Genomic DNA, 19,060 nt, shown 5'->3' on the forward strand with positions numbered 1-19,060 from the left:
AATTATCTGACGATTAATTTATGTTTTCCATTAACTGTTTTTTTAATTTCATTAACATAATTTATTTGTACATTAAATCTATTCTCAAAACTTAGTTTCGTCTTGATTTCAAACTCATCATCAGAATTGAAAGATTGTCCTTTTACAATATTTACAACTAACTTACCTGCCTCTTGGTTCTCTATTTGCCAAGCTATAATATTCTTAAATGCTGAAAAATGTTGCCCAAAAACAAGCGCTGTTACGGATAATTCATTGTGATTTTTATCAATTACATAATCTTGGGCTCGACCTATGATCTTATAAGCTTTAACTACACCATTATCGGAGTCTTTATAAATAGCAAGATCCCCAGTATCATATCGTATAAAAGGACGCGCATAGTTGTGATATGAGGTAACTACGATTCGACCTTCTTCCCCTTGATTAACGTGGTTACCAGTGTCATCAAGTATTTCTACATGACCATATAGTGGTGAAAATGAATAAAAATTTTCATTTGGGTGTTTAGATGCTATTACAGATGCTTCAGAGTGCCCATATTGATAATAAATTATGTTTCCCCAGTAGTCTTGGATTGCTTTCTCTTGTTGTGGAGATATACTTTCTGAGGTTAACTGTATTCCTTTTAAATTAAATGGCTTAGATTCAAACCCTAATTCAATCAGTAATGATGTTAAGTCACACATTGATGACGGGTAGCTGCGAATGAAATTAGGTGGATTTTGTTTTAATTCATCAAGAAAATATTTGATATTCTTTTTATTTAAAAAATGAGAGCTAAATTCCTTACTTCCGAAAGGCATTTGTTTTTTATTTTTTCTTTCGCGCCAAAATTTATTATTTTTTATGTCTAATTCGTCAGGCATAAAGCCGTTAATAGTGTATATTTTATCACCATCGGTAAATCCAGCTTTTATATGTTGGCATTCTTGATGGATGTTATCTATATATCCAGCTTGTGTACCCACATAAAAATGAAATGGCTCACCTGTACTTCCACCTGTATTCATTCTATATCGTGCCATTAATGGAAAGTACCTAGATAAAAAGTCATTCTCATTTTCAGATTGAAAAAGTGATTTTGAGGTAACCGGGAATAGCTTTAAATCAGGGCTTGAAATTTTTTTGTAATATTTTACATTCGAACTTGTATAATTAAGTATTTTATTTTTTAAACTATCACTATATTTTTCAAAACTCATATTTTTTTTTGATAGATAAAAAAGGTGAATTGATTTTTCTAATTTATTCAATGATAACGTATATTTGAAAATTGCTAATTTATTTATTATTTTATTTATAATTTTCATGGCTTATATTTTGTCCTTATTAGGAAAATAGATAAAATTTGAACTTTGAAAATCGATGGTGCAAAAATTATATTTAGGAGTACGCTAGAAAAGGCTTGAGTTAGAACAGCCGAAATGGCAGCTCCTAGAAGACCAAACTTTGGAATTAAAAAAATATTTAGCATAACTAAAAATGCGGCACCTAAACATGTCCTTATTAAACTTAAATGACCTTTTTTTTCATTAATAACCCAAAATCCAAGTGCTACTCCACTACAAATAAATAAATTAGTGAAGACATATATGGATAATACATGACCTCCAATAGCATATTGCTCACCATATAATATTGATACTATGTAGGGAGAAAGGAAATACATGGGAATACAAGTGAGCCAGCCAATAATAGAGTATATCCAAAAGAGATTGCCTAATAAACTACAATATTTGTCTTCACTCTCATGCTTTGCTCTACTGGCTAAAGGCATCAAACTGGTATATAAGGACATAGGTATAACTTGCCAGAGTGCGGATAATGGTAGAATAGCAGCGTATATTCCTAATTTCTCTGCGTCTAAAAGATCATCAATCATTATTATATCTATCCTCATATAAATAACAACTGCTAATCCACTAAGTAGAAAAGTCCATGATTCTTTCAATAAGGATTTAATTAAATCAAATGTTACTGACCATTTTTGCGGGCAAGGGTATTTTCGATATGCATAATATAAACTTATTGCATTTATCATTGCTTCAACTGCAGTAACAACAGCAAAGTATATCAATGAGCTATTAGAGAGAATTAATATTATTTTTAATCCATTTGAAATAGCATAAGCTACCAATTTTGCTAAAACTGTACGTTTACTTTGGCTTTGACTTTGGAACCATAGATCGATCGTATCCGCGGCTTGAAATACTAGACCAGCTCCAAGAATGGCAGTTAAAATAACGCTTTGGTCATTAAAACCATTCATTATTGACATTCCGATGATAGCGGCAATCCAGCAAATACCTCCAGCTATACTTTGCAAGAAGAAGCTAGTACCTAAAATATTTCCTGATTGCTCATCATGTTTTGAAATATCTCTTACAACAATTCCATTTACACCTAAAATCGCTACGGCTTGAAAGAATGCAAGATAGGTTAAAACAAAAGCTAATTCTCCATATTGGCTTGGACCTAAATAACGAGCAACCCAAGCCCCCACTAATAATCCTAATATTAGTCTAATTAGTTTATCAAATAACAACCAACCACTATTGTGAATTATTTTTTTTATTTGAGGATTTTTAGATAGTTTTTTGATAAAAAAATTGGGGTGAATATTTATTTTCACAGCCTGCTCTAAATTGATATTTAAAACTACAGTACATTTTGAGCTGTAATTAAGTTTCATAGCTACCGCACTGGGTTATCGGGTCCCAGAGCACCATTGAAGTTGTAAATGCATACTTATTAATTGAAAACGTTACATTTTTTGCTATCGTGTTCAATTGATAAGCATAGCTTATTGTTTTTTGCCGCCCAAAGGTATGCCTCATGGCGAATCGGGTCAAGCAAAAGCGCTTAATAATACCACCAAACCTAGGTAGTGACTATCACTGCGATTGTCTTAGAGAATAGTCCTAATAGGAGTATCAAATGAATAAGTTATTTTAAATTATCAGGTTATAATTCTTATTATACGCGTGTACCGTGATTAAATATTTTGCTTAAGTTAAGTCTTTTATATCATTAGGATTAGTGTGGGCATAATTAGCTCAAAAATAAAACGTACCTATTTTTACGCGGATTTGGCGTTGTAATAGATTAATAATATGAGTGATTGGTAATATTAATTTACGTAATTTTTATGTTCATTTTTCAGCCAGATATGTTTTGTTGTAAAACAGAAACAAATTGGCGAAAAAAAAACGGATTATAGTGTGCATATAATCCGTTTTAATAAGAAGTATGGATTGTGACTATAAGGTGATTACCACTTAAATGGCACGTTTATCGTCACTGCGGCGCCTACGTCATTGCGTGTTTTATAATCGGTTTTAGAAACCCACACTTTTGCATCAGTGCTGACGTCGTTATCAAAGTTATGCCACCAACCCATATCGACACCTTTAATGGTTTCAGATTTAGGGAATAACTTGTTACCGTCAAAGTTAGATTTATTGACTTTGGCATACACTAAACGCGTACTTACACGGTTATCATCATCAAGGGTATATTCCACTTTGGTGGTTAGCATACGGCCATCACCACCCATGCCATGACCAAGAGCGGCGCCTTGTTGGTAGTAACCATCTTTATAAATGAAGTGGCGGTACATGATATTATCTTTATCCCATGTGCTATGGGTATTTGCACCTTCAATATACCAGTTTAACGGTTGACCCCATAATGTATGGTAGCCTTCAATACCCCCCATAAATGCATTTTGAGATGGGAAGAAGTTATTCACATCTTCACCCACCACCTGTCCATAAAGGCTAACTGGTAGGTCAATTAATGGGTAAAGTTTCAGTTTAAAGTCTAAACCTGCTAATTGGTTGCCTGGGTCTTTATTTTTATCGCCTGTATTATCATCGCCTTTAACGGCATCCCAGAACGAGCTCCAGTTATTTGGTCGCCCATCGCCGCCCCACATAATCACACGGGAGCCACCCAGTTCGAAGAAGTCGGTTGGGTTCATCGTCATGCGCAAGCCAACCAGTTTGGTTTCAGGTACTGCAGCATATTGCTTAATCTGCCCCGCAGTGAGCTGGTATTGCCAAGAACCAATCCAAGACAACCATGGGGTTTCAAATGGGCTTTGGTCGGCGCGTTGAAGTAAAAAGCCAGTGACAGGGCGGGCGGCATCGGTACGGATTAAGCTTCCGTCATGGCCGGGGCCCCACCATTGTGGGATTTCACCGAAGGTCACCCACTGGTTCCAAATTTTAACGCCGCCGTATGAACCGTTCAGGTTGTAGTCTGACCCGTTTTCAACACGCAGGGCACGCTCGCCGTTGGCAGTGAGGTTTAAGTCCACATCATCGGTACTGTAGTTACCCGAAACGGTGTAACGGATGTCACTTTTTTCACTTTGGGCGAAGCCTTGTGGCATCGAATTGTGGCTAGAAGCAAAGTGTGTTTCCAGCTGAACGCTGTTTTTTTTGCGGTCTAAATTTTTCTTAATGCGTTGAATAATCGCTTCTTGTTCGCTATTGGTAATATTCGCATTATTCAAAGAACGGGTGATTTCTTCTTGGGAGAGCGGCCAAGTGGATAAGCTAATTTGAATGACGTTACGTTCTGAAAGCCATGCTAAATCGCTACGTAAGTTATCATTGGGTAAAACTAATCCCCCTGCCACACTGTGTGCGCTCATTGCGCCTAATACCGCAAGCATTGCCAGCTTGGTAAGCTTGAATTTTTTCATTGATAAATCCGTTTGAAGTTGAGTTCGCCTAATATTGAACAGGTTAATAAAGATAAATAAGTCTCTAAAAATTAAACCAGTATAAATGTGGTGATATTTTTTATTATAAGTGTGTGAAAGCTAATGATTTGCTCACCTATGCTTTTGTGTCGAGAAGCAATCATCACAATTTAATTAAGTAAAAGAGAATATCAGATTAATACATTCGGCATAGGGATGGGTAAGCTATTAAGATATATAGCAATGCGATATCAATTAGTTTTATCTGTTGGTTATATTGAATTAATAAATTATTAATTTTGTTTGAAATGCTTATTTTTTTGTAAACAGATTAATATTTGGCTGGATGGTTTAGGATTTATTGCTCTGAGAACACAATATAAGAATATTCTATATTAGGCGCTTATAAATTTATTCGGTAAATAGAAGTGAAAAAGCCCTCTATTTAACATAGAAGGCTTTTGGGATGGAATATCTGTCAGCGATTAACGACCATGTTCAGGTAACCAGATCTGTAACCGTAACCCGCCCAGAGGGCTGTCATCGGCTTTCACCCAGCCTTTGTGCTGCGTAATCGCTGTTTCAACAATTGCTAAGCCTAAGCCTGTACCACCTGTTTCACGGTCTCGCGCTTCATCTGTGCGGTAGAATGGGCGGAAGATATGTTCACGGTCAGCAGGGCTAACACCTGGGCCATCATCATCCACAGTGATCAGAATACCGTTGTTTTCTTCTTTAAAATCAACAGCGATATGTGTGTGTGAATAACGGAGCGCATTACGGACGATATTTTCAAACGCACTGCCCACCGCTGATGGGTTGCAATACAGCGGCCAAGGGCCCGGATTAGAGGTGATATCGAGCGTTTTGTTCATCTGCTCCGCTTCGAAGCTAGCATCATCTAAGATATCCCCCCAAAGTTCATCAGCTTTGATATTTTCACGCAGGATTTCATTTTTATGTTGGCTACGCGAGAGCACCAACAAGTCATTGATCATGCTATCTAAACGATGTGTTTCGGTTTCGATACGCTCCAACTCCTTACTTTCGCCATGGCGACGGCGTAATAGGGCGGTTGCCAGTTGTAAGCGAGTGAGTGGTGTTCGTAATTCATGTGAGATATCAGAGATTAAGCGTTGCTGGGCGCTAACCATGCCATCGAGCGCGCTGATCATCTGGTTGAAACTGTTCCCTGCGGACAGAAACTCTTGAGGCCCTGCTTCCAGTTCAGGGTGGGGGCGAAGATTCCCTTTGGCCACATCATCCGCTGCCATTTTGAGTTTTCGCGCAGGTCGAGCCAAGCTCCAAGATAGCCATAATAACAGTGGTGCACTGATTAACATGGTGGCAATTAAGAGCAGGAATGGCCTATCGAACAATAGGTTAATAAAGTCAGATTGTGGGCTGCTGGCAGGACGCACTAAATAGAGTTGGTAGTGATCCTCGCCATCACGAATAGAGAACGGCCCGAGAATTTCAGCTCGGCCATATTTTTTCTTTTTGGGGTGATCGGCGTTATCGGATTGACCGATAAAGTTACGGATCACCTGCATTTCACTGGGCATCGCACCAATAACACGGCCTTCACTGGTGACGATAATTAGCCGCTGACCCGGCGGCGCCCATTTTTTGATGGCGTTCGAAATTCGACGCCACCAAAGTAGGTCATTCATAGGAGCTTGTGCGAGTTCGGCTTCAATATGTTGCTCAAGCATCTCCCCTTGGCGCTGTTCACTTTCCATTAGGACGGTGATTTGCCGTGAGTCGAGCTTGGGCACCATCAGCACTAGCATCAGCACTAGTGCGAGGGTAAACCAAAAAATCGCAAAGATCCTTGCGGTTAAGCTATTGATCATGTGGCAGAAACCATTAAGTAACCACGGCCACGTAAGGTTTTAAACCATGGCTGACCGTCGGTGCGTTCTGGCAATTTACGGCGCAAATTCGAAATATGCATATCAATCGCACGGTCAAACGGTGTTAGGCGTTTACCCAGCACTTCTTGGCTAAGGTGTTCCCGTGAAACCACTTGGCCTAAATGCTGTGCTAACAGATATAACAAGGTAAATTCGGTGCCAGTTAAATCCAAAATTTCATTATCGAAACTGGCTTCTTGGCGACCCGGGTTGAGTTGCAGTTTATCAACTTGCAATACAGGGGTATTGCTGTTGCTGTCCTGTGTTTGTTCACTCCAGTTTGAGCGGCGTAATAACGCACGAATACGCGCCACGAGCTCACGGTCATTAAACGGTTTTGGTAGATAGTCATCCGCGCCCAATTCTAAGCCCAGCACTTTATCTAACTCACTACCGCGAGCCGTTAACATAATGACTGGGGTTTGATGAAGTTGGCGCAATTCTTTGAGTGTCTCAATACCATTTTTCTTCGGCATCATGACATCCAATAAAAGCAGATCAATGGACGAGTCAATCTGTTGCAATGCCTGTTCACCATCATAAGCGATGACGACATTGAAACCTTCCATTTCCAGCAGTTCTTTTAAGAGCGACGTGAGTTCACGGTCGTCATCAACTAATAGGATTTTATGCATTTTTTAAGTCCTCCACCTGCCAAAATACGATAACAATCTGTACGATTCCATGACTTTACGTTCTTTTACATGCTCTGACGCTAGTTTGCAGCCACAGGTGTATATTTATTCACATTGAATCACGAGCACAGTTCGGAGACAAGGTGTCAAATGCTTAGAACAACACATAGCAAAGTACATAATACAGTACATAAAACCGCAATGTTAGTTTTAGCTTCTGCATTTGTGTTCGGGCCAACAATTGCTTTCGCAGAAGTTTCACAAAACATGGCGAATGATGAAAGCTCAGCGCCATTAATGTTGCAGATGCAGCCTGAGCAAGCACCTTCAACAGTGCATCAAGTTGTGGTGCCATTTCAATCACATGAAATGTTTAGCAGTGAAGAACGTGCCAGCACCTTTATGTTTAATGGCATCACATTAAATGAAAAGCAACGTCAACAGCTACGTGATTTGATGGCAACACAGCGCCATTACCACGTTGATAACACGGCGTTAGTGCAAGAGCGTGAAGCGTTACATAAATTAATTATAGCGGATAGCTTTGATGATAAAGCGGTTCGTCAGCAACTTGAAAAAAGAATGCAAAAAGAGTTGGAACAACGCGTAGAAATGGCACGAATTCATCATGAATTATACCAATTATTAACGCCTGAGCAGAAAAGTGAGCTTGAACAGATTCACCAACACAAAATGGCTGAATATCAAGCGATGCAGTTCCAATAAATCAGATTGAGAGTACCCGCAGTTGTAGTTGAGTAAGCAAGTTAATTTCAGATCCTTAATTTTGAAGTAAGTAGTGAAGTAGCAACAAATGAAGTTTTTCCTTGCCATAGACACCATCCCTGTCTTTTATAGCCCCTGTTAGGGGCTTTTTTTTCAATAAGTTATATTCTCAACCCTTTGAAAACAGCAACTTATCAATTTTTAAAAGGCTATGAAAGTTCATCAAAGTTCGCAGAGGTGGACGGAAAGTGGACGGTCGCCCACCTCAATTTAATTAAATTTTCATGCCATTTAGTGGATTAAGTTTTATTGCTAACTGCAAATAATCAGGTGCTAAATGAGCATAGGCCATTGTCTGGTTAATGCTCGCGTGTCCTAATATTTCTTTCAGTGCAACAATATTTCCTCCATTCATCACAAAGTGGCTAGCAAACGTATGTCGTAAGACGTGAGTTGCTTGTCCGCGTGGCAAATCAGGTTTTATTTCCTTTAGCTTTTCTCTAAAGGTGTTGTAATCCACTTTAAATAATTTTCCTGATTTCTTGGTTTTGATTTGGCTTACCAATTCGTCAGAAATAGGGATAACCCTTTTCTTGCCGTTCTTCGTTTGTAAGAACGTAACTCGCCCATTTTGGACTTGTTCGCTATGCAATGTTTCAGCTTCGCTCCACCTTGCACCAGTGCTTAAACAAAGTAGGGCGATAAGCTTGTAATCACCAGCCACAGAGCTAAGTAATGTTTCTATTTCATGATCGCTTAAAAAAGTTAGCTCGGGCTGTTTTTCTTTAAGTGGTGGTAAGCCATTTATCGGATTTTTGCTCTTGAATAATTCTAGCTTTTCAAGGGCTGTTAACATCCCAGATAAGCGATACAAGTCTCTGTTAATTGTTGCAGGGCTAATACCGTCAATTAGCCGAGAGCTACGATGTTCAAGCAGTGCGTGCTTATCTAATTGGTTCATCGTTGGATTACCGAGGGCTTTTACTGTTTTGAGCAAGTGCCTTTTTTCGATAACACCGTTTTTTAACGTTTGACCATGGTATAACCACCATTTATCAAGTAATTCTTTCAGTCTTACCTTCCCAGCCTGCTCTATGTCACCTGAGAATTTTTTAGCATTTGCTATCGCGTATTTTTCAAATGTGACAGCTTCTACTTTCCGATCAAATATCCGTCTTAATCGTTTTCCATCTTTCCCGTTCGGGCGTAAATCCACTTCGTATCGACCATCATTGAGCTTCTTAATTGCCATAAGTAAGCCCTCCGATGTAACTGACTGACTGTGACCAGCAGTAATCAGAATATAGATATAAAACGTCTAACCAGTTTTCTTCTCTGATTGGCGTGAGGTTTCTTTCTCTAGCCCATTGTGTGCGAGAGTCGGTGCTATTTGACCAACTTCAGGGGCTGTCTTGCCTGTCATTAGCCAAAGGCTATACTTTTCAAATCTGGGGTGCTCCGTCATTTTCAATAAATTCAATCCACTAGGTTCATATACTCCAGTTTCATATTTACCAAGTGTGCTTATAGATAAATCAATCATTTCACATAACTGAGTTTGGCTAAGACCCTCCGCTATTCTGATGGCCTTAACTTTTTCGCTCAATTTCATTTGACACCTTCCTATATAGGATGTAGATTTATCCGAAACATTCCTATTTAGGATGGTTTCGGGCAACGGAAAACCCTTTAAAACTACTTATAAATGGTTTTAAAGGGTTTGATCTAACGAGGGTAGCAAATGAACAAAGAGCAAATCAATGTCAAATATCCGGTTAATGCAGTGCCATTAGCAAAATTTGCGGAGATGATCGGTAAAAGCAAAGGCGCTGTTGAGTCAATGGTAAAGAGTGGAAAGTTACCAATCGTAGAATTTCGCGACCCAACGAAGCCAAAAAGCAGGGCTGGAGAAATTTGGGTAAGTATTACTGCGTTTAATAAAGGCATGGATGAGGCTCATACAAATAGGCCAAAAGAACAGCGCGACGCATGGTTATTATGGTTGGGGCTGTAATATGCAAATATTACAGCTTAAATCTCATTGCTTTATTTATCGTGGTTTCACGATAAAAAAAATACCACGGAATAAATTACGCCAGATAACGCGCTATCAAGTTTCACAGAATGAACAATCATTCGGGTTATTTGATGCAATGGCGGAAGCAACAAAATATATAGATAAACTTTACGGGGTTTAATATGGGTAACACGGCGATGAAAGAAATAGATAATAAAGGCGAGAAAGTAAATACAGCCGAGATTATTAGTTTTCAATCAAAGCTGGCTGATGCCCCTAACATAAAAAGAAAGTCTTATGATCGGTACTCTAATGATGGAGGAACACTCACAGAGCGTACCGCAGCACTGAACAAAACGGCAGAGTTGAGAACTCAGTTACTAAAATGCCGTAATGAAGAACCAAAAAATCAACAATTATCAGGTTTCATTGATTACTTACGTAAACAAGATAAAAGAATATTAGATATGATTTTTCATCTTGCAAATCTAAGTGATAAAAAAGAAATGAGATTTGACGATTTAATTATTAGCGAACAAAAACAGTTTATTAATGCACTTAATCAAATAAAGGCATTAAACGCATTATTGCCAACACATATAGTAATGCCAATTTAATTTAAATTTAGTTATTAAAAAATAATGACGTTTATTCGTCAGGGCTTTTTACAATCAAAATATAGGTAATGAACATGAGAACATTTCCTGATCCAATATTTACCCCTGTAGCAGAAAACATAAAAGCTAATCGAGAAGATGAGCGCAAATCAATATTTGACAAATTTTCACATCATCTTGATTCGATTGCACACAAAGCACGTAAAGAACAAATGACCTCAGATGAAATTATTCAATTAATTCATGATGAGTCTGAGCATTATTCAAATCTGGCTGCGGAGTTAGATCATGTCTAAAGAAATTGACCGCGCTAGTGACCACGAAATGTTAATCCGTGAACAGCAAATAAAAGCAATTACTGACCGCCCGCGCGGTGTATCGGCTTTCTTTTGTGAAAGTTGCGGAAAGCCAATCCCTGAAAGCCGCCGTATTGCGTCCATTGGTTGCACTTTGTGCATTGACTGCCAAACGGTATCAGAGCTTAAAAGCAAGCATTATCGGAGTGTGTGAGATGGCGAATAAAACAATTCTAAAATGGGCGGGATCTAAAGTTCGCATTATAGAGAAGCTACGTCCGCACTTGCCAAAAACTAAACGCTTAGTAGAGCCGTTCGCCGGCTCATGTGCCGTTATGATGAACACTGACTATGAGCAATATTTAATTGCTGATGTTAACTCTGATTTAATTAATTTATATATTCAGATAGTTGAATCACCACAATTATTTATTGCAGATGCTAAAGAATCTTTTGATGGTAACAACAACGAATGGTCATATTACTATTCAAGGAATATGTTTAATATTCTTAAATTTGCTCTGCCTTATATTGAGAAACCCGCACCATTAGAACTAGCTAGTTTGTTTTTTTATTTAAATCGTCATTGTTATAACGGACTTTGTCGTTATAACTCTAAAGGTGATTTCAATGTACCTTTTGGTAAATATAAGAAACCTTATTTTCCAGAAAGAGAAATTATCGCTTTCAGTAAGAAAGCGATAAATGCTGTTATTGCAAAACTTGAGTGGCAGGATACGCTTTCATTAGTTGAAGATAATGACGGTATCTATTGTGATCCGCCATACATGGGCGGGCGCGATAGCTTCACTCAATATCATACTGCTGGCTTTACCGATGCTGACCATGAAGCGTTAGCTATTGCATTAAAAGATATTAATGACAATCAAGGTAATCCGATCACCGTTTCTAATTCACCAGTAGCTAAAGCACTTTTCGCTGACCTTGGTTTCACTATTCATGAAATAGAAGCGCCTCGCACAATCGCGGCAAATGGTAATCGTAAAGCAGCAAAAGAGATTATCGCTGTTTTAGAGGGGGTTAAGTAATGATGCTTGATCCTATCAATGGCGTTTACATTAGCGGGACGCGCTTTGCTATTCAGCGACATGTTGATACTGAAAACAATAAAATTATTTGGCGGTTACTGTCATATAACCGCCGTACTCGCTGTTATAGCCTCGTTTGCTGTCATTCTGATCCGTGGATGCTGGCAATTGATTTAGTTTCTTATCATGTTCAAAACGTTAAAGGGCGAGGCATTAAAACATTAGATGTTTATCGTGAAGCGGTAGATATCATTTCTCGCCGGTGTGAAACCGCGATTAATCTTTTAAGACCTGAAACATTAGGCGGGGCGCTTAATGTCTAAGGTATTAGATTTCACCACGCTACCGCTGACTTATACCGCGGATATGGTATTTCCTTATCCGTGGAATAAGCCCAAAGATAATGATTACTATAAATCCGATATAGAAAGACCGCTTACCCGTGAACAAATTGTTCAGGGGCAAGCGATTTTAAGTGATATTCAAACATTGCCGCGCGTTCTGCGCTATCGATATCAAAAACACTATGACAACTTATTAAAAGAAAGTGGGCTACGTAAAGCCTACGATTTTTTATATTACCGTTTTCATGAGCAGATATGGCAAAGATTGCTTGTTATCAATGCACGTTATGAAATTGAAACAAAAGCATTATTAACAATATCAACTCGTTTATCGCCTGATGTTAGTCAATATAACCGGTTGTTTGATTTGAATGATAAATCGGTGAAAAAGTTGGCTGAAATTATTGCTACTGGTTTCTTCAATTTATACGAAACCTATTGCGATAAGTTTACAAAACAGAATAACGGTGATCGTGAAGTTATCTATCAAGATTCAGTACAAACAGAAATTTACGGGCGTTTGGCTGAGTTGGGGCAAGGGCTACATGTTGCACCGCTTTATTATCAAGCTTATTGCCGAGTTTTGAAAAATCGTAAAAAAGGCAAAGGTAAACAGCATTTAGATGTTCGAAAAGTTATTGCGGCTGTGTCTCGCTTAGTTAACGTCGATTATTGGAACCGTAAATTAAAAGCCCATCGTACTCAATGGCTAGAAGCCTTAATGATTGCCAATATGGATGTTTGCCAAAATCGCAACCCATATGCGAGTAAACAAGCTATTCGCGCAGTGCAAGCGCAGCGATTGTCTAATATGCAATACCTGCAAGGTATGGATATTCAAGATGTTGAAACGGGTGAGCGCTTTGATCTGTTCGATAAAGTTATGGCGAGTGTTTCAAATCCTGAGATTCGCCGCATGGAGCTTATGGCTCAAATGGCGGGGATTGAACGCATAGCGAAAGAACGTGGTGATATTGGTATGTTTATTACCATGACTTGCCCGTCAAAATACCACCCAACAAAGCTACGTAAACGCAAAAAAGACGTGATCGCAGTACTTAACAGCAAATGGAAAAATGAGGCCTACACACCAAAGGACGGGCAACAGTACTTAGTCAAAGTTTGGTCGCGTATTCGTTCGGCATTTAATGACAATAACATTGATGTTTATGGTGTTCGTGTTGTCGAACCGCATCATGACGGGACACCACACTGGCACATGCTGCTTTTTGTTGATAAGGCAAGTAGGGCAGATGCCATTGATATTATGCGTAAACGTGCATTAAAAGAAGATGGTGACGAGGCCGGCGCACATAAATACCGTTTTGAATGTAAACACATGAACCGCGGCGGCGCAGTAGGCTATATCGCAAAATATATCGCTAAAAATATCGACGGTTACGCCCTTGATGGTGAGATAGACCACGAAACCGGTAAAGATTTAAAAAGTATGGCGGCGGCTGTTACTGCGTGGGCTTCAACTTGGCGTATACCACAATTTCATTTTTATAAACTCCCATCAAAAGGCGCTTATCGAGAGTGCCGTCGTTCTTGTTTGCGTGGCGTTTCTATTGCTGATCAGCTTGGTGAAGTTGCAGAACGCGTACGCGCGGCAGCAGATAGCGGTGATTTCTTTGAATATGTTATGTCACAAGGTGGCCCATGTATTCGCCGGAGTGAAGAAACGATACGCGTTGCTCGTGAGATCAGTGATGTAAATGTCTACGGTGAAGATGTTCAGAAAGTTGTTGGTATCTACAACCAATTAAAAGCCGGTACTCCAGTCATTAAAACACGTGACAGAAAGTATCAAATCGTCAAGAAAAGCGCCGTTGACGTTGACCTTAATCTTTTAAGAAGCGACAGCGGAGCGCCTCGGAGTCCTGTCAATAACTGTAGATCGCGGATCACGTCCAATCTATCAGATGTGCAATTTTACGAGCCTGAACAGGGTTCAGGTGAAGTATGCAACATAAAGGAATACGGTTTCGCGTTTATAGAAACAGACGCTAATAACGCCGCAGGTAGCGAAATATCACAGGGTAATCAGCAAAGACAGATATCAAAAATTGAATTAAGCGAGAGTGATAAAGAAATTCAGTCGGAAATAGTTACTTTTGCCAATGAGGTTGGCATTGATTTCAATATTCCACACGTTGAAACCATGTTTACGAAAGGTATGGGGGTTAGCGACGGTAACTATTATCTGAAATTAGACGGGGAACGGCTGAGGTTAGAGTTAACAGAAGATGGAAAAGAGCAAAGAAAACAAGATATAGCAGCACAAAACAAGGCTAGAAGTCAGAAGTATAAACAACGGTGCGCTGATGCATTGGCGCGAATTAATAAGTTAAGGAAAGGGGAGTAAATTATGAGTACTTTTTTAAATATATGGTTTATAGGGCTGATTTTATTTTCATTAGTTATTAGCTTACATTATAGAAATAAAAGTGACGATAGGCTTTCGTTTGGTGGGACATTATTTATTCTGATTCTTTGGCCACTAACGTTTATTTCAATTTTATTTTTATTAATTCTTTTTTGGATAGAGGAAAGATGCGAACCAAATGACGATATTCATATCCATGTGGTTATTAAAAATAAAGAGGATACTAAAAAATGAATTTTAAAATAGAAGTGACAACCGAGTTATTAATCGATTTGTATGCAAATTTGGAAAACCTTTTACCTTGGCAATCGCGGTGGTATCAGCACCGATTTGATAGGTTTCGATTTTTACACAAAGGCCGGCAGATTGGGGCTAGTGATTACTTTTCTCTTGAGGCATTGCTAGACGCTTGTTTAACTGGGGAGAATAAAACGTTTATTGCTCCAACTTCAAGTGATGAAGATGATTTTATGTGCAGTGAATTTTATTACATGATTCGTCATGCGAAAGTGGATGAATCACTATTAGGTAATGAAAAAATAATACAGTTATCGAATGGTGCCAAAATTTATTTTTTGTCTGATAAAGACGAAATATCGGATGATTGCGGAGATATATATTTATCTGAATGGGCTTGGTTTGATAATCCTAATAGAACCTTAGAAACAACAAAGATAATGGCCTCAACTAATGGAATTATTATGATTAATGATTCAGCCTTGCAGGGAGCTGAATTTGAATTATTGGTTAAAAGCTTAAAAGAAGCTCACAACAAACCGTTTAAAAATCTATTTGTTTATGGTGAGAAAAATAACCGAAATATTGAAATTATTCCGTTAAGCAAACTATCAAATAAAGGACGAATAACACTTTATTCATCACGACATGAAAATGACCAAGGGCATTGCTTGGAGCCCGAACAAATGTTTGCTGGTTACTATGATGTGGTGCCTAATGTGGCATCTGAGATAGGTAATAATTTTATCGACGCTGAAATAAGAAACTCTCAAAGGTTGGCGTTTGGTGACGAGTTATTTAACCAGCTATTCCTTTGCCACCATCCCGCGAAAAAAGCATAAAAAAAGCCCCGCAGGTAAGAAATTGCGGGGCTTTTCATTTCAATCATAGACGTTGCCATTTTATCGCTGATACCGGAAAAATACCAGAATCATTTCGCTTTATTGACTGTGTAAATAGGGTCACAATTTCGCATCAAATTGCACAAATTTAGCCTTGACTTATTTTCTGCTTGGTACCTGTACTGGTGCGGGTTTTGGTGATCGGCACAACTGCACAAAAAAGCACACCTTTTGTGTGCGGGCGAGGCGGGGGAGCAATCGCGCGCAATGGGTTGTAGGTGGGGTTGTTTTTTCGCACGTTTGAGGCATAAAAAAAGGCGCTTTTTTGCGCCTGTGTGGGGTAGGTTGATGCGTTTTGATTTAAAACGAGGCTAGCTATAAGTAATAATTGAAAGCGGTGTGATAGCGTACAGCTTGATACAGAGGATAATTACTTTTATCTCGCTATCACTTGCTACCCAGGGCATCTAACAAAGCGTACGTATTGAAGCGTACAACCTCTTCGCCTAGCCATTCATTGATTGACTTCAAGCTTTCAATGATGGGGGATAATTCATTGATAGAAAAGACTTTAGCGGCTTTTTCAATATCACCAAAGTTACTTGAGCCACTTGGCACTATACCCATCAGTTGAGGGGGCACGCGGTGCATGGCGAGCAAGTCATCGCGGGTTGTATCTTTCACGCTCATGAATTCATCTTTCGCCGCGATTTGGCTAAATGGTAATATTTGAATCCCGTCTTTCTTACCGCCGGCAGCGTAGACAAAGAGATTTTTAAACGCACCGCCTTGCCGTGATTTTTGCAATGACTCTTTTAAATCATTGACACCGTTGGGATCGGCGAGGGTGTCATTAAGATAAACAATCACACCGGCGTGCGAACCATTTTCATAATAGTTAACACGAAATGTTGTGGCTGAACGGTTGAGGGTGGCAGAGATAAGGCCGGCGAGATATTCAGGTAGGCCGTATACTTCCTGGTTAATATCGGGATTGATTAAGTGAAAGACATGACCGCGTTTAAATTCGTGAGCGTCACGAAAGTTTTGAACAAAAAAATAGTTATCCAGGTCAACACCACGGCGAGTATATTTAGCCGGCGAGCGTTTTAGCTGCAGTAAACCGCCCAGGCGATTAATGCGCTTCTCAAAGTAAGCATTACCGAATACCAGGTAATCCAATACATAAGCGCTCATTTCTTTATAGGTCAGTGCCTTATGTGGAATAAAGCAACTCATTATTACATTACGCTTAAAAAATAGCGGCGATTGGTGATGCACTGCAGAATGAAAGGCGCGCGCAATGCCGTAAAAATCCAGTGGTGTCTCATACCACTTGCCATTTTTGGCACACTCCATGCAATCCAGTAAATCATAGGCGCCCATAATGGGTATGGGATTATCAAAAGTGAATGCGGCGCATTGATTTTCAGCAGGTAAGTTTGTTGTGTTTGTGACAACGGGTAATTCAGTTTCCATTTAAAACTCCGATATGCAGGAACCTTCATTTGCAGTTTCACTGCCAATAGGTTCGCCATATAAAACATTCATGATTGACCAGGCAATGTCACCGTGATCAACGCCGCGTGTTCTTTCCGATACGTAGGTAACAATGCCGCCTGGGGTGATTACCTTTTTAATTGTCATAAACGATGAGGCAATGTGTTGTGCGCCGGCATCATATTCAAGGCGACCATTACGAATTAACATTTGTGTTTTGAGGACCATTAGCCGTTTAACCGGTGCGGAGTAACCAATCATGGTTGCCGCTGGATAGAATTTTTTAACCAACTCATAGACGGCCTCACCCGTACCGCCAGTGCCGTCAATCGTGATCCCGATAACGTTATAACGCAGGGTTAATTTTTTGATTTCTTCGGCTTGTTTTTCAAAGGCCATACCACGAAAGCGCAGGGCTTCAACAACTCGCCATTTACTGCCAGTGACTGCAGGCGGGGAAAGAACGGCAATCCCTAAGCCGTCACCATTGCCGCCGGTGCCGGTTGGGTCAGCACCGATATGCACCGGTTTATTGCCAAGCGGGCGGTTAGTGTAAGGTTTCCAATCAGGCCAAACGTCTCGGTTATACCCGTCAACACCTCGCGCAATAAGGGCGTTATAATCAAAGGCACGCTCACCGGCTTTAACAAACTGGCAGTTGTATAAGTTTTCAAAATCATCAGGGGTATTTTCGCTTTCGATTTCTTCCAGGGAAACAAGGTCAAAGCCAGAGTTAAGCGCATCATGAATCGTGACGATTTGGCGCCAGATATTATCACCGCCTAACTGCCCGTTTTTTAATGTCTTATGGCTGGTATCAATGAGAATTTTTTTACTTTCAGCGCGTGCATTATTAAAGAAATCCCCCGTCCAGAACGGATAGGCTTCATGTTCTTCTGACGAGGGTGTCGAAAAGTAAGTACGGCGCAAACCAATTTGCGTTGCCATTGCTGCAGCGACTTTACGCAGCTCCATAAAATTCGCTGTCCAAAAGAACTCATCAAAATGGAGATCGCCAGTGTATGACTGTGCAGTAGCCGCCGATGTGCCAAGGAAAAACAGCGTTGCACCATTAGCTAAAATAATTTTATCGCCGCCTTTTAATTCAACACCGACAAGCCGTGCGAGGGCCTGAATAAAAACTTTAAATTGCAATGCCTGGGCGCGGCTAGCCGATAGAAATATTTGGTTATTTCCAGTTTCTAGCGCATGAATTAATGCTTCCCTGGCAAAATACCAAGTCGCCCCGATTTGCCGTGACTTTAAAATCATCCGGTTACGGCGGTGTTTTTGTTTGTACCATTTCTTTTGATGTTCATAGAGTGAATCCAACACGAGGTCGCGCAATTGGTCTATTTGTTCATCGGTGAAATGGTTTTTCGGGGTTTTCGGTTTCTTTTCTATTTCGTGCTGCTCATTCGATTTGTTAAAGCGTTCTAGTTGACGCCCTAAAAAATCAATGACTTTGAAATCATGAGCGGTCAAATTCTCTTTTGACATTAAACGCAATATACGTACGTGGGTCTCATCGCTAAGGCGCTGCATTACCTCGGTTTCATCCCATTTATCGCGCCGACGCCACGAATAAATAGTGTTCGCACTCACATTTAAGTGAGTGGCAATTTGTGAAATGCTGTAGGCCTGCCAGTAGAGGCTTTTCGCTTCCTGTCTCGGATCGCGTAATGAGTCTGTCATCATGTATCAACTTTCCCACATCGCGCGCGTAGTCCTCCACGGTTTTAACTTGTCACATTGACACGACAAGGCAAAGGTTTTGA

General features: G+C 39.8%; 20 protein-coding genes. 11 read left to right on the top strand and 9 right to left on the bottom strand.

Annotated elements, in window-relative coordinates; genetic code table 11:
- Positions 1-2: 2 nt before the first annotated feature.
- From AC4IFT_RS13725 to cpxR, 5 genes are all read right to left on the bottom strand, one after another.
- Positions 3-1,313 (bottom strand): phenylacetate--CoA ligase family protein, encoded by a 1,311-nt coding sequence (locus tag AC4IFT_RS13725; RefSeq protein WP_490751594.1) that lies wholly within the window; start codon positions 1,311-1,313, stop codon positions 3-5.
- Positions 1,310-2,695 carry a flippase gene (locus AC4IFT_RS13730; protein WP_490751595.1) on the bottom strand — a complete coding sequence of 462 codons (1,386 nt, stop codon included), beginning with the start codon at positions 2,693-2,695 and terminating at the stop codon, positions 1,310-1,312. Before AC4IFT_RS13730 ends, AC4IFT_RS13725 begins: the two co-directional genes overlap by 4 nt.
- Before the next feature lie 579 nt (positions 2,696-3,274).
- Positions 3,275-4,714: a capsule assembly Wzi family protein gene (locus AC4IFT_RS13735; protein ID WP_490751596.1), complete on the bottom strand. Its 1,440-nt coding sequence runs from the start codon at positions 4,712-4,714 to the stop codon at positions 3,275-3,277.
- A 485-nt stretch (positions 4,715-5,199) separates the two neighbouring features.
- Positions 5,200-6,570, bottom strand: coding sequence for an envelope stress sensor histidine kinase CpxA (gene cpxA / locus AC4IFT_RS13740; RefSeq protein ID WP_047756819.1), 1,371 nt, complete (start codon positions 6,568-6,570; stop codon positions 5,200-5,202).
- Positions 6,567-7,265 (bottom strand): envelope stress response regulator transcription factor CpxR, encoded by a 699-nt coding sequence (gene cpxR / locus AC4IFT_RS13745; RefSeq protein WP_219245090.1) that lies wholly within the window; start codon positions 7,263-7,265, stop codon positions 6,567-6,569. The genes cpxA and cpxR overlap by 4 nt, the downstream gene beginning before the upstream one ends.
- Before the next feature lie 150 nt (positions 7,266-7,415).
- Between cpxR and AC4IFT_RS13750 the strand changes: the two genes are divergently transcribed.
- A complete protein-coding gene (locus tag AC4IFT_RS13750; RefSeq protein WP_490751597.1) occupies positions 7,416-7,991 on the top strand; it encodes a Spy/CpxP family protein refolding chaperone in 576 nt (191 codons plus the stop codon).
- A 274-nt stretch (positions 7,992-8,265) separates the two neighbouring features.
- Here AC4IFT_RS13750 and AC4IFT_RS13755 read toward each other — a convergent pair whose 3' ends face one another.
- Together AC4IFT_RS13755 and AC4IFT_RS13760 are read right to left on the bottom strand one after the other, a co-directional pair.
- Positions 8,266-9,243, bottom strand: a complete 978-nt coding sequence (locus AC4IFT_RS13755) for a phage integrase (RefSeq protein ID WP_490751598.1) — start codon at positions 9,241-9,243, stop codon at positions 8,266-8,268.
- Between the two features lie 66 nt (positions 9,244-9,309).
- A complete protein-coding gene (locus tag AC4IFT_RS13760; RefSeq protein ID WP_369474697.1) occupies positions 9,310-9,603 on the bottom strand; it encodes a helix-turn-helix transcriptional regulator in 294 nt (97 codons plus the stop codon).
- A 129-nt stretch (positions 9,604-9,732) separates the two neighbouring features.
- On the opposite strand from AC4IFT_RS13760, the gene AC4IFT_RS13765 reads away from it, so the two are divergent.
- From AC4IFT_RS13765 to AC4IFT_RS13810, 10 genes are all read left to right on the top strand, one after another.
- Entirely contained in the window at positions 9,733-10,005 is a 273-nt protein-coding gene (locus AC4IFT_RS13765; RefSeq protein ID WP_490751599.1) for a Cox family DNA-binding protein, read from the top strand.
- Position 10,006: 1 nt separating this feature from the next.
- Positions 10,007-10,189, top strand: coding sequence for a KH domain-containing protein (locus AC4IFT_RS13770; RefSeq protein WP_219245085.1), 183 nt, complete (start codon positions 10,007-10,009; stop codon positions 10,187-10,189).
- A gap of 1 nt (position 10,190) precedes the next feature.
- The gene (locus AC4IFT_RS13775) at positions 10,191-10,625 is read left to right on the top strand and encodes a DUF5347 family protein (RefSeq protein ID WP_490751600.1); all 435 of its coding nucleotides are present in this window, start codon (positions 10,191-10,193) and stop codon (positions 10,623-10,625) included.
- A gap of 74 nt (positions 10,626-10,699) precedes the next feature.
- Positions 10,700-10,921, top strand: a complete 222-nt coding sequence (locus AC4IFT_RS13780) for a DUF2732 family protein (RefSeq protein WP_369474690.1) — start codon at positions 10,700-10,702, stop codon at positions 10,919-10,921.
- Positions 10,914-11,135, top strand: a complete 222-nt coding sequence (locus AC4IFT_RS13785) for a TraR/DksA family transcriptional regulator (protein WP_490751601.1) — start codon at positions 10,914-10,916, stop codon at positions 11,133-11,135. The genes AC4IFT_RS13780 and AC4IFT_RS13785 overlap by 8 nt, the downstream gene beginning before the upstream one ends.
- 1 nt (position 11,136) lies before the next feature.
- A complete protein-coding gene (locus AC4IFT_RS13790) occupies positions 11,137-11,970 on the top strand; it encodes a DNA adenine methylase (protein WP_490751602.1) in 834 nt (277 codons plus the stop codon).
- Positions 11,970-12,293: a hypothetical protein gene (locus AC4IFT_RS13795; protein WP_435557599.1), complete on the top strand. Its 324-nt coding sequence runs from the start codon at positions 11,970-11,972 to the stop codon at positions 12,291-12,293. Before AC4IFT_RS13790 ends, AC4IFT_RS13795 begins: the two co-directional genes overlap by 1 nt.
- On the top strand, positions 12,286-14,682 hold the full coding sequence (locus AC4IFT_RS13800; RefSeq protein ID WP_490751603.1) for a replication endonuclease: 2,397 nt from the start codon (positions 12,286-12,288) through the stop codon (positions 14,680-14,682). Before AC4IFT_RS13795 ends, AC4IFT_RS13800 begins: the two co-directional genes overlap by 8 nt.
- Before the next feature lie 3 nt (positions 14,683-14,685).
- Entirely contained in the window at positions 14,686-14,937 is a 252-nt protein-coding gene (locus AC4IFT_RS13805) for a hypothetical protein (RefSeq protein WP_210848713.1), read from the top strand.
- Positions 14,934-15,782, top strand: a complete 849-nt coding sequence (locus AC4IFT_RS13810; protein ID WP_490751604.1) for a terminase large subunit domain-containing protein — start codon at positions 14,934-14,936, stop codon at positions 15,780-15,782. The genes AC4IFT_RS13805 and AC4IFT_RS13810 overlap by 4 nt, the downstream gene beginning before the upstream one ends.
- A 447-nt stretch (positions 15,783-16,229) precedes the next feature.
- On the opposite strand, the gene AC4IFT_RS13815 is transcribed toward AC4IFT_RS13810, so the two are convergent.
- Together AC4IFT_RS13815 and AC4IFT_RS13820 are read right to left on the bottom strand one after the other, a co-directional pair.
- Complete coding sequence (locus AC4IFT_RS13815; protein WP_490751605.1) at positions 16,230-17,261, bottom strand: phage portal protein; 1,032 nt, start codon at positions 17,259-17,261, stop codon at positions 16,230-16,232.
- Positions 17,262-18,980: a terminase large subunit domain-containing protein gene (locus AC4IFT_RS13820; RefSeq protein ID WP_490751606.1), complete on the bottom strand. Its 1,719-nt coding sequence runs from the start codon at positions 18,978-18,980 to the stop codon at positions 17,262-17,264.
- Positions 18,981-19,060 lie beyond the last annotated feature (80 nt).

It is taken from the genome of Providencia sp. UF-183 (genome assembly GCF_058246155.1).

Bases quoted from the DNA above. Each gene is read 5' to 3' on its own strand.
- AC4IFT_RS13790 (WP_490751602.1), top strand. From the start codon at position 11,137: ATGGCGAATAAAACAATTCTAAAATGGGCGGGATCTAAAGTTCGCATT.
- AC4IFT_RS13775 (WP_490751600.1), top strand. From the start codon at position 10,191: ATGGGTAACACGGCGATGAAAGAAATAGATAATAAAGGCGAGAAAGTA.
- AC4IFT_RS13785 (WP_490751601.1), top strand. From the start codon at position 10,914: ATGTCTAAAGAAATTGACCGCGCTAGTGACCACGAAATGTTAATCCGT.
- AC4IFT_RS13805 (WP_210848713.1), top strand. From the start codon at position 14,686: ATGAGTACTTTTTTAAATATATGGTTTATAGGGCTGATTTTATTTTCA.
- AC4IFT_RS13750 (WP_490751597.1), top strand. From the start codon at position 7,416: ATGCTTAGAACAACACATAGCAAAGTACATAATACAGTACATAAAACC.
- cpxA (WP_047756819.1), bottom strand. From the start codon at position 6,570: ATGATCAATAGCTTAACCGCAAGGATCTTTGCGATTTTTTGGTTTACC.
- AC4IFT_RS13810 (WP_490751604.1), top strand. From the start codon at position 14,934: ATGAATTTTAAAATAGAAGTGACAACCGAGTTATTAATCGATTTGTAT.
- AC4IFT_RS13755 (WP_490751598.1), bottom strand. From the start codon at position 9,243: ATGGCAATTAAGAAGCTCAATGATGGTCGATACGAAGTGGATTTACGC.
- AC4IFT_RS13760 (WP_369474697.1), bottom strand. From the start codon at position 9,603: ATGAAATTGAGCGAAAAAGTTAAGGCCATCAGAATAGCGGAGGGTCTT.
- AC4IFT_RS13735 (WP_490751596.1), bottom strand. From the start codon at position 4,714: ATGAAAAAATTCAAGCTTACCAAGCTGGCAATGCTTGCGGTATTAGGC.
- AC4IFT_RS13820 (WP_490751606.1), bottom strand. From the start codon at position 18,980: ATGATGACAGACTCATTACGCGATCCGAGACAGGAAGCGAAAAGCCTC.
- AC4IFT_RS13780 (WP_369474690.1), top strand. From the start codon at position 10,700: ATGAGAACATTTCCTGATCCAATATTTACCCCTGTAGCAGAAAACATA.
- AC4IFT_RS13725 (WP_490751594.1), bottom strand. From the start codon at position 1,313: ATGAAAATTATAAATAAAATAATAAATAAATTAGCAATTTTCAAATAT.
- AC4IFT_RS13800 (WP_490751603.1), top strand. From the start codon at position 12,286: ATGTCTAAGGTATTAGATTTCACCACGCTACCGCTGACTTATACCGCG.
- AC4IFT_RS13765 (WP_490751599.1), top strand. From the start codon at position 9,733: ATGAACAAAGAGCAAATCAATGTCAAATATCCGGTTAATGCAGTGCCA.
- AC4IFT_RS13730 (WP_490751595.1), bottom strand. From the start codon at position 2,695: ATGAAACTTAATTACAGCTCAAAATGTACTGTAGTTTTAAATATCAAT.
- AC4IFT_RS13795 (WP_435557599.1), top strand. From the start codon at position 11,970: ATGATGCTTGATCCTATCAATGGCGTTTACATTAGCGGGACGCGCTTT.
- AC4IFT_RS13815 (WP_490751605.1), bottom strand. From the start codon at position 17,261: ATGGAAACTGAATTACCCGTTGTCACAAACACAACAAACTTACCTGCT.
- AC4IFT_RS13770 (WP_219245085.1), top strand. From the start codon at position 10,007: ATGCAAATATTACAGCTTAAATCTCATTGCTTTATTTATCGTGGTTTC.
- cpxR (WP_219245090.1), bottom strand. From the start codon at position 7,265: ATGCATAAAATCCTATTAGTTGATGACGACCGTGAACTCACGTCGCTC.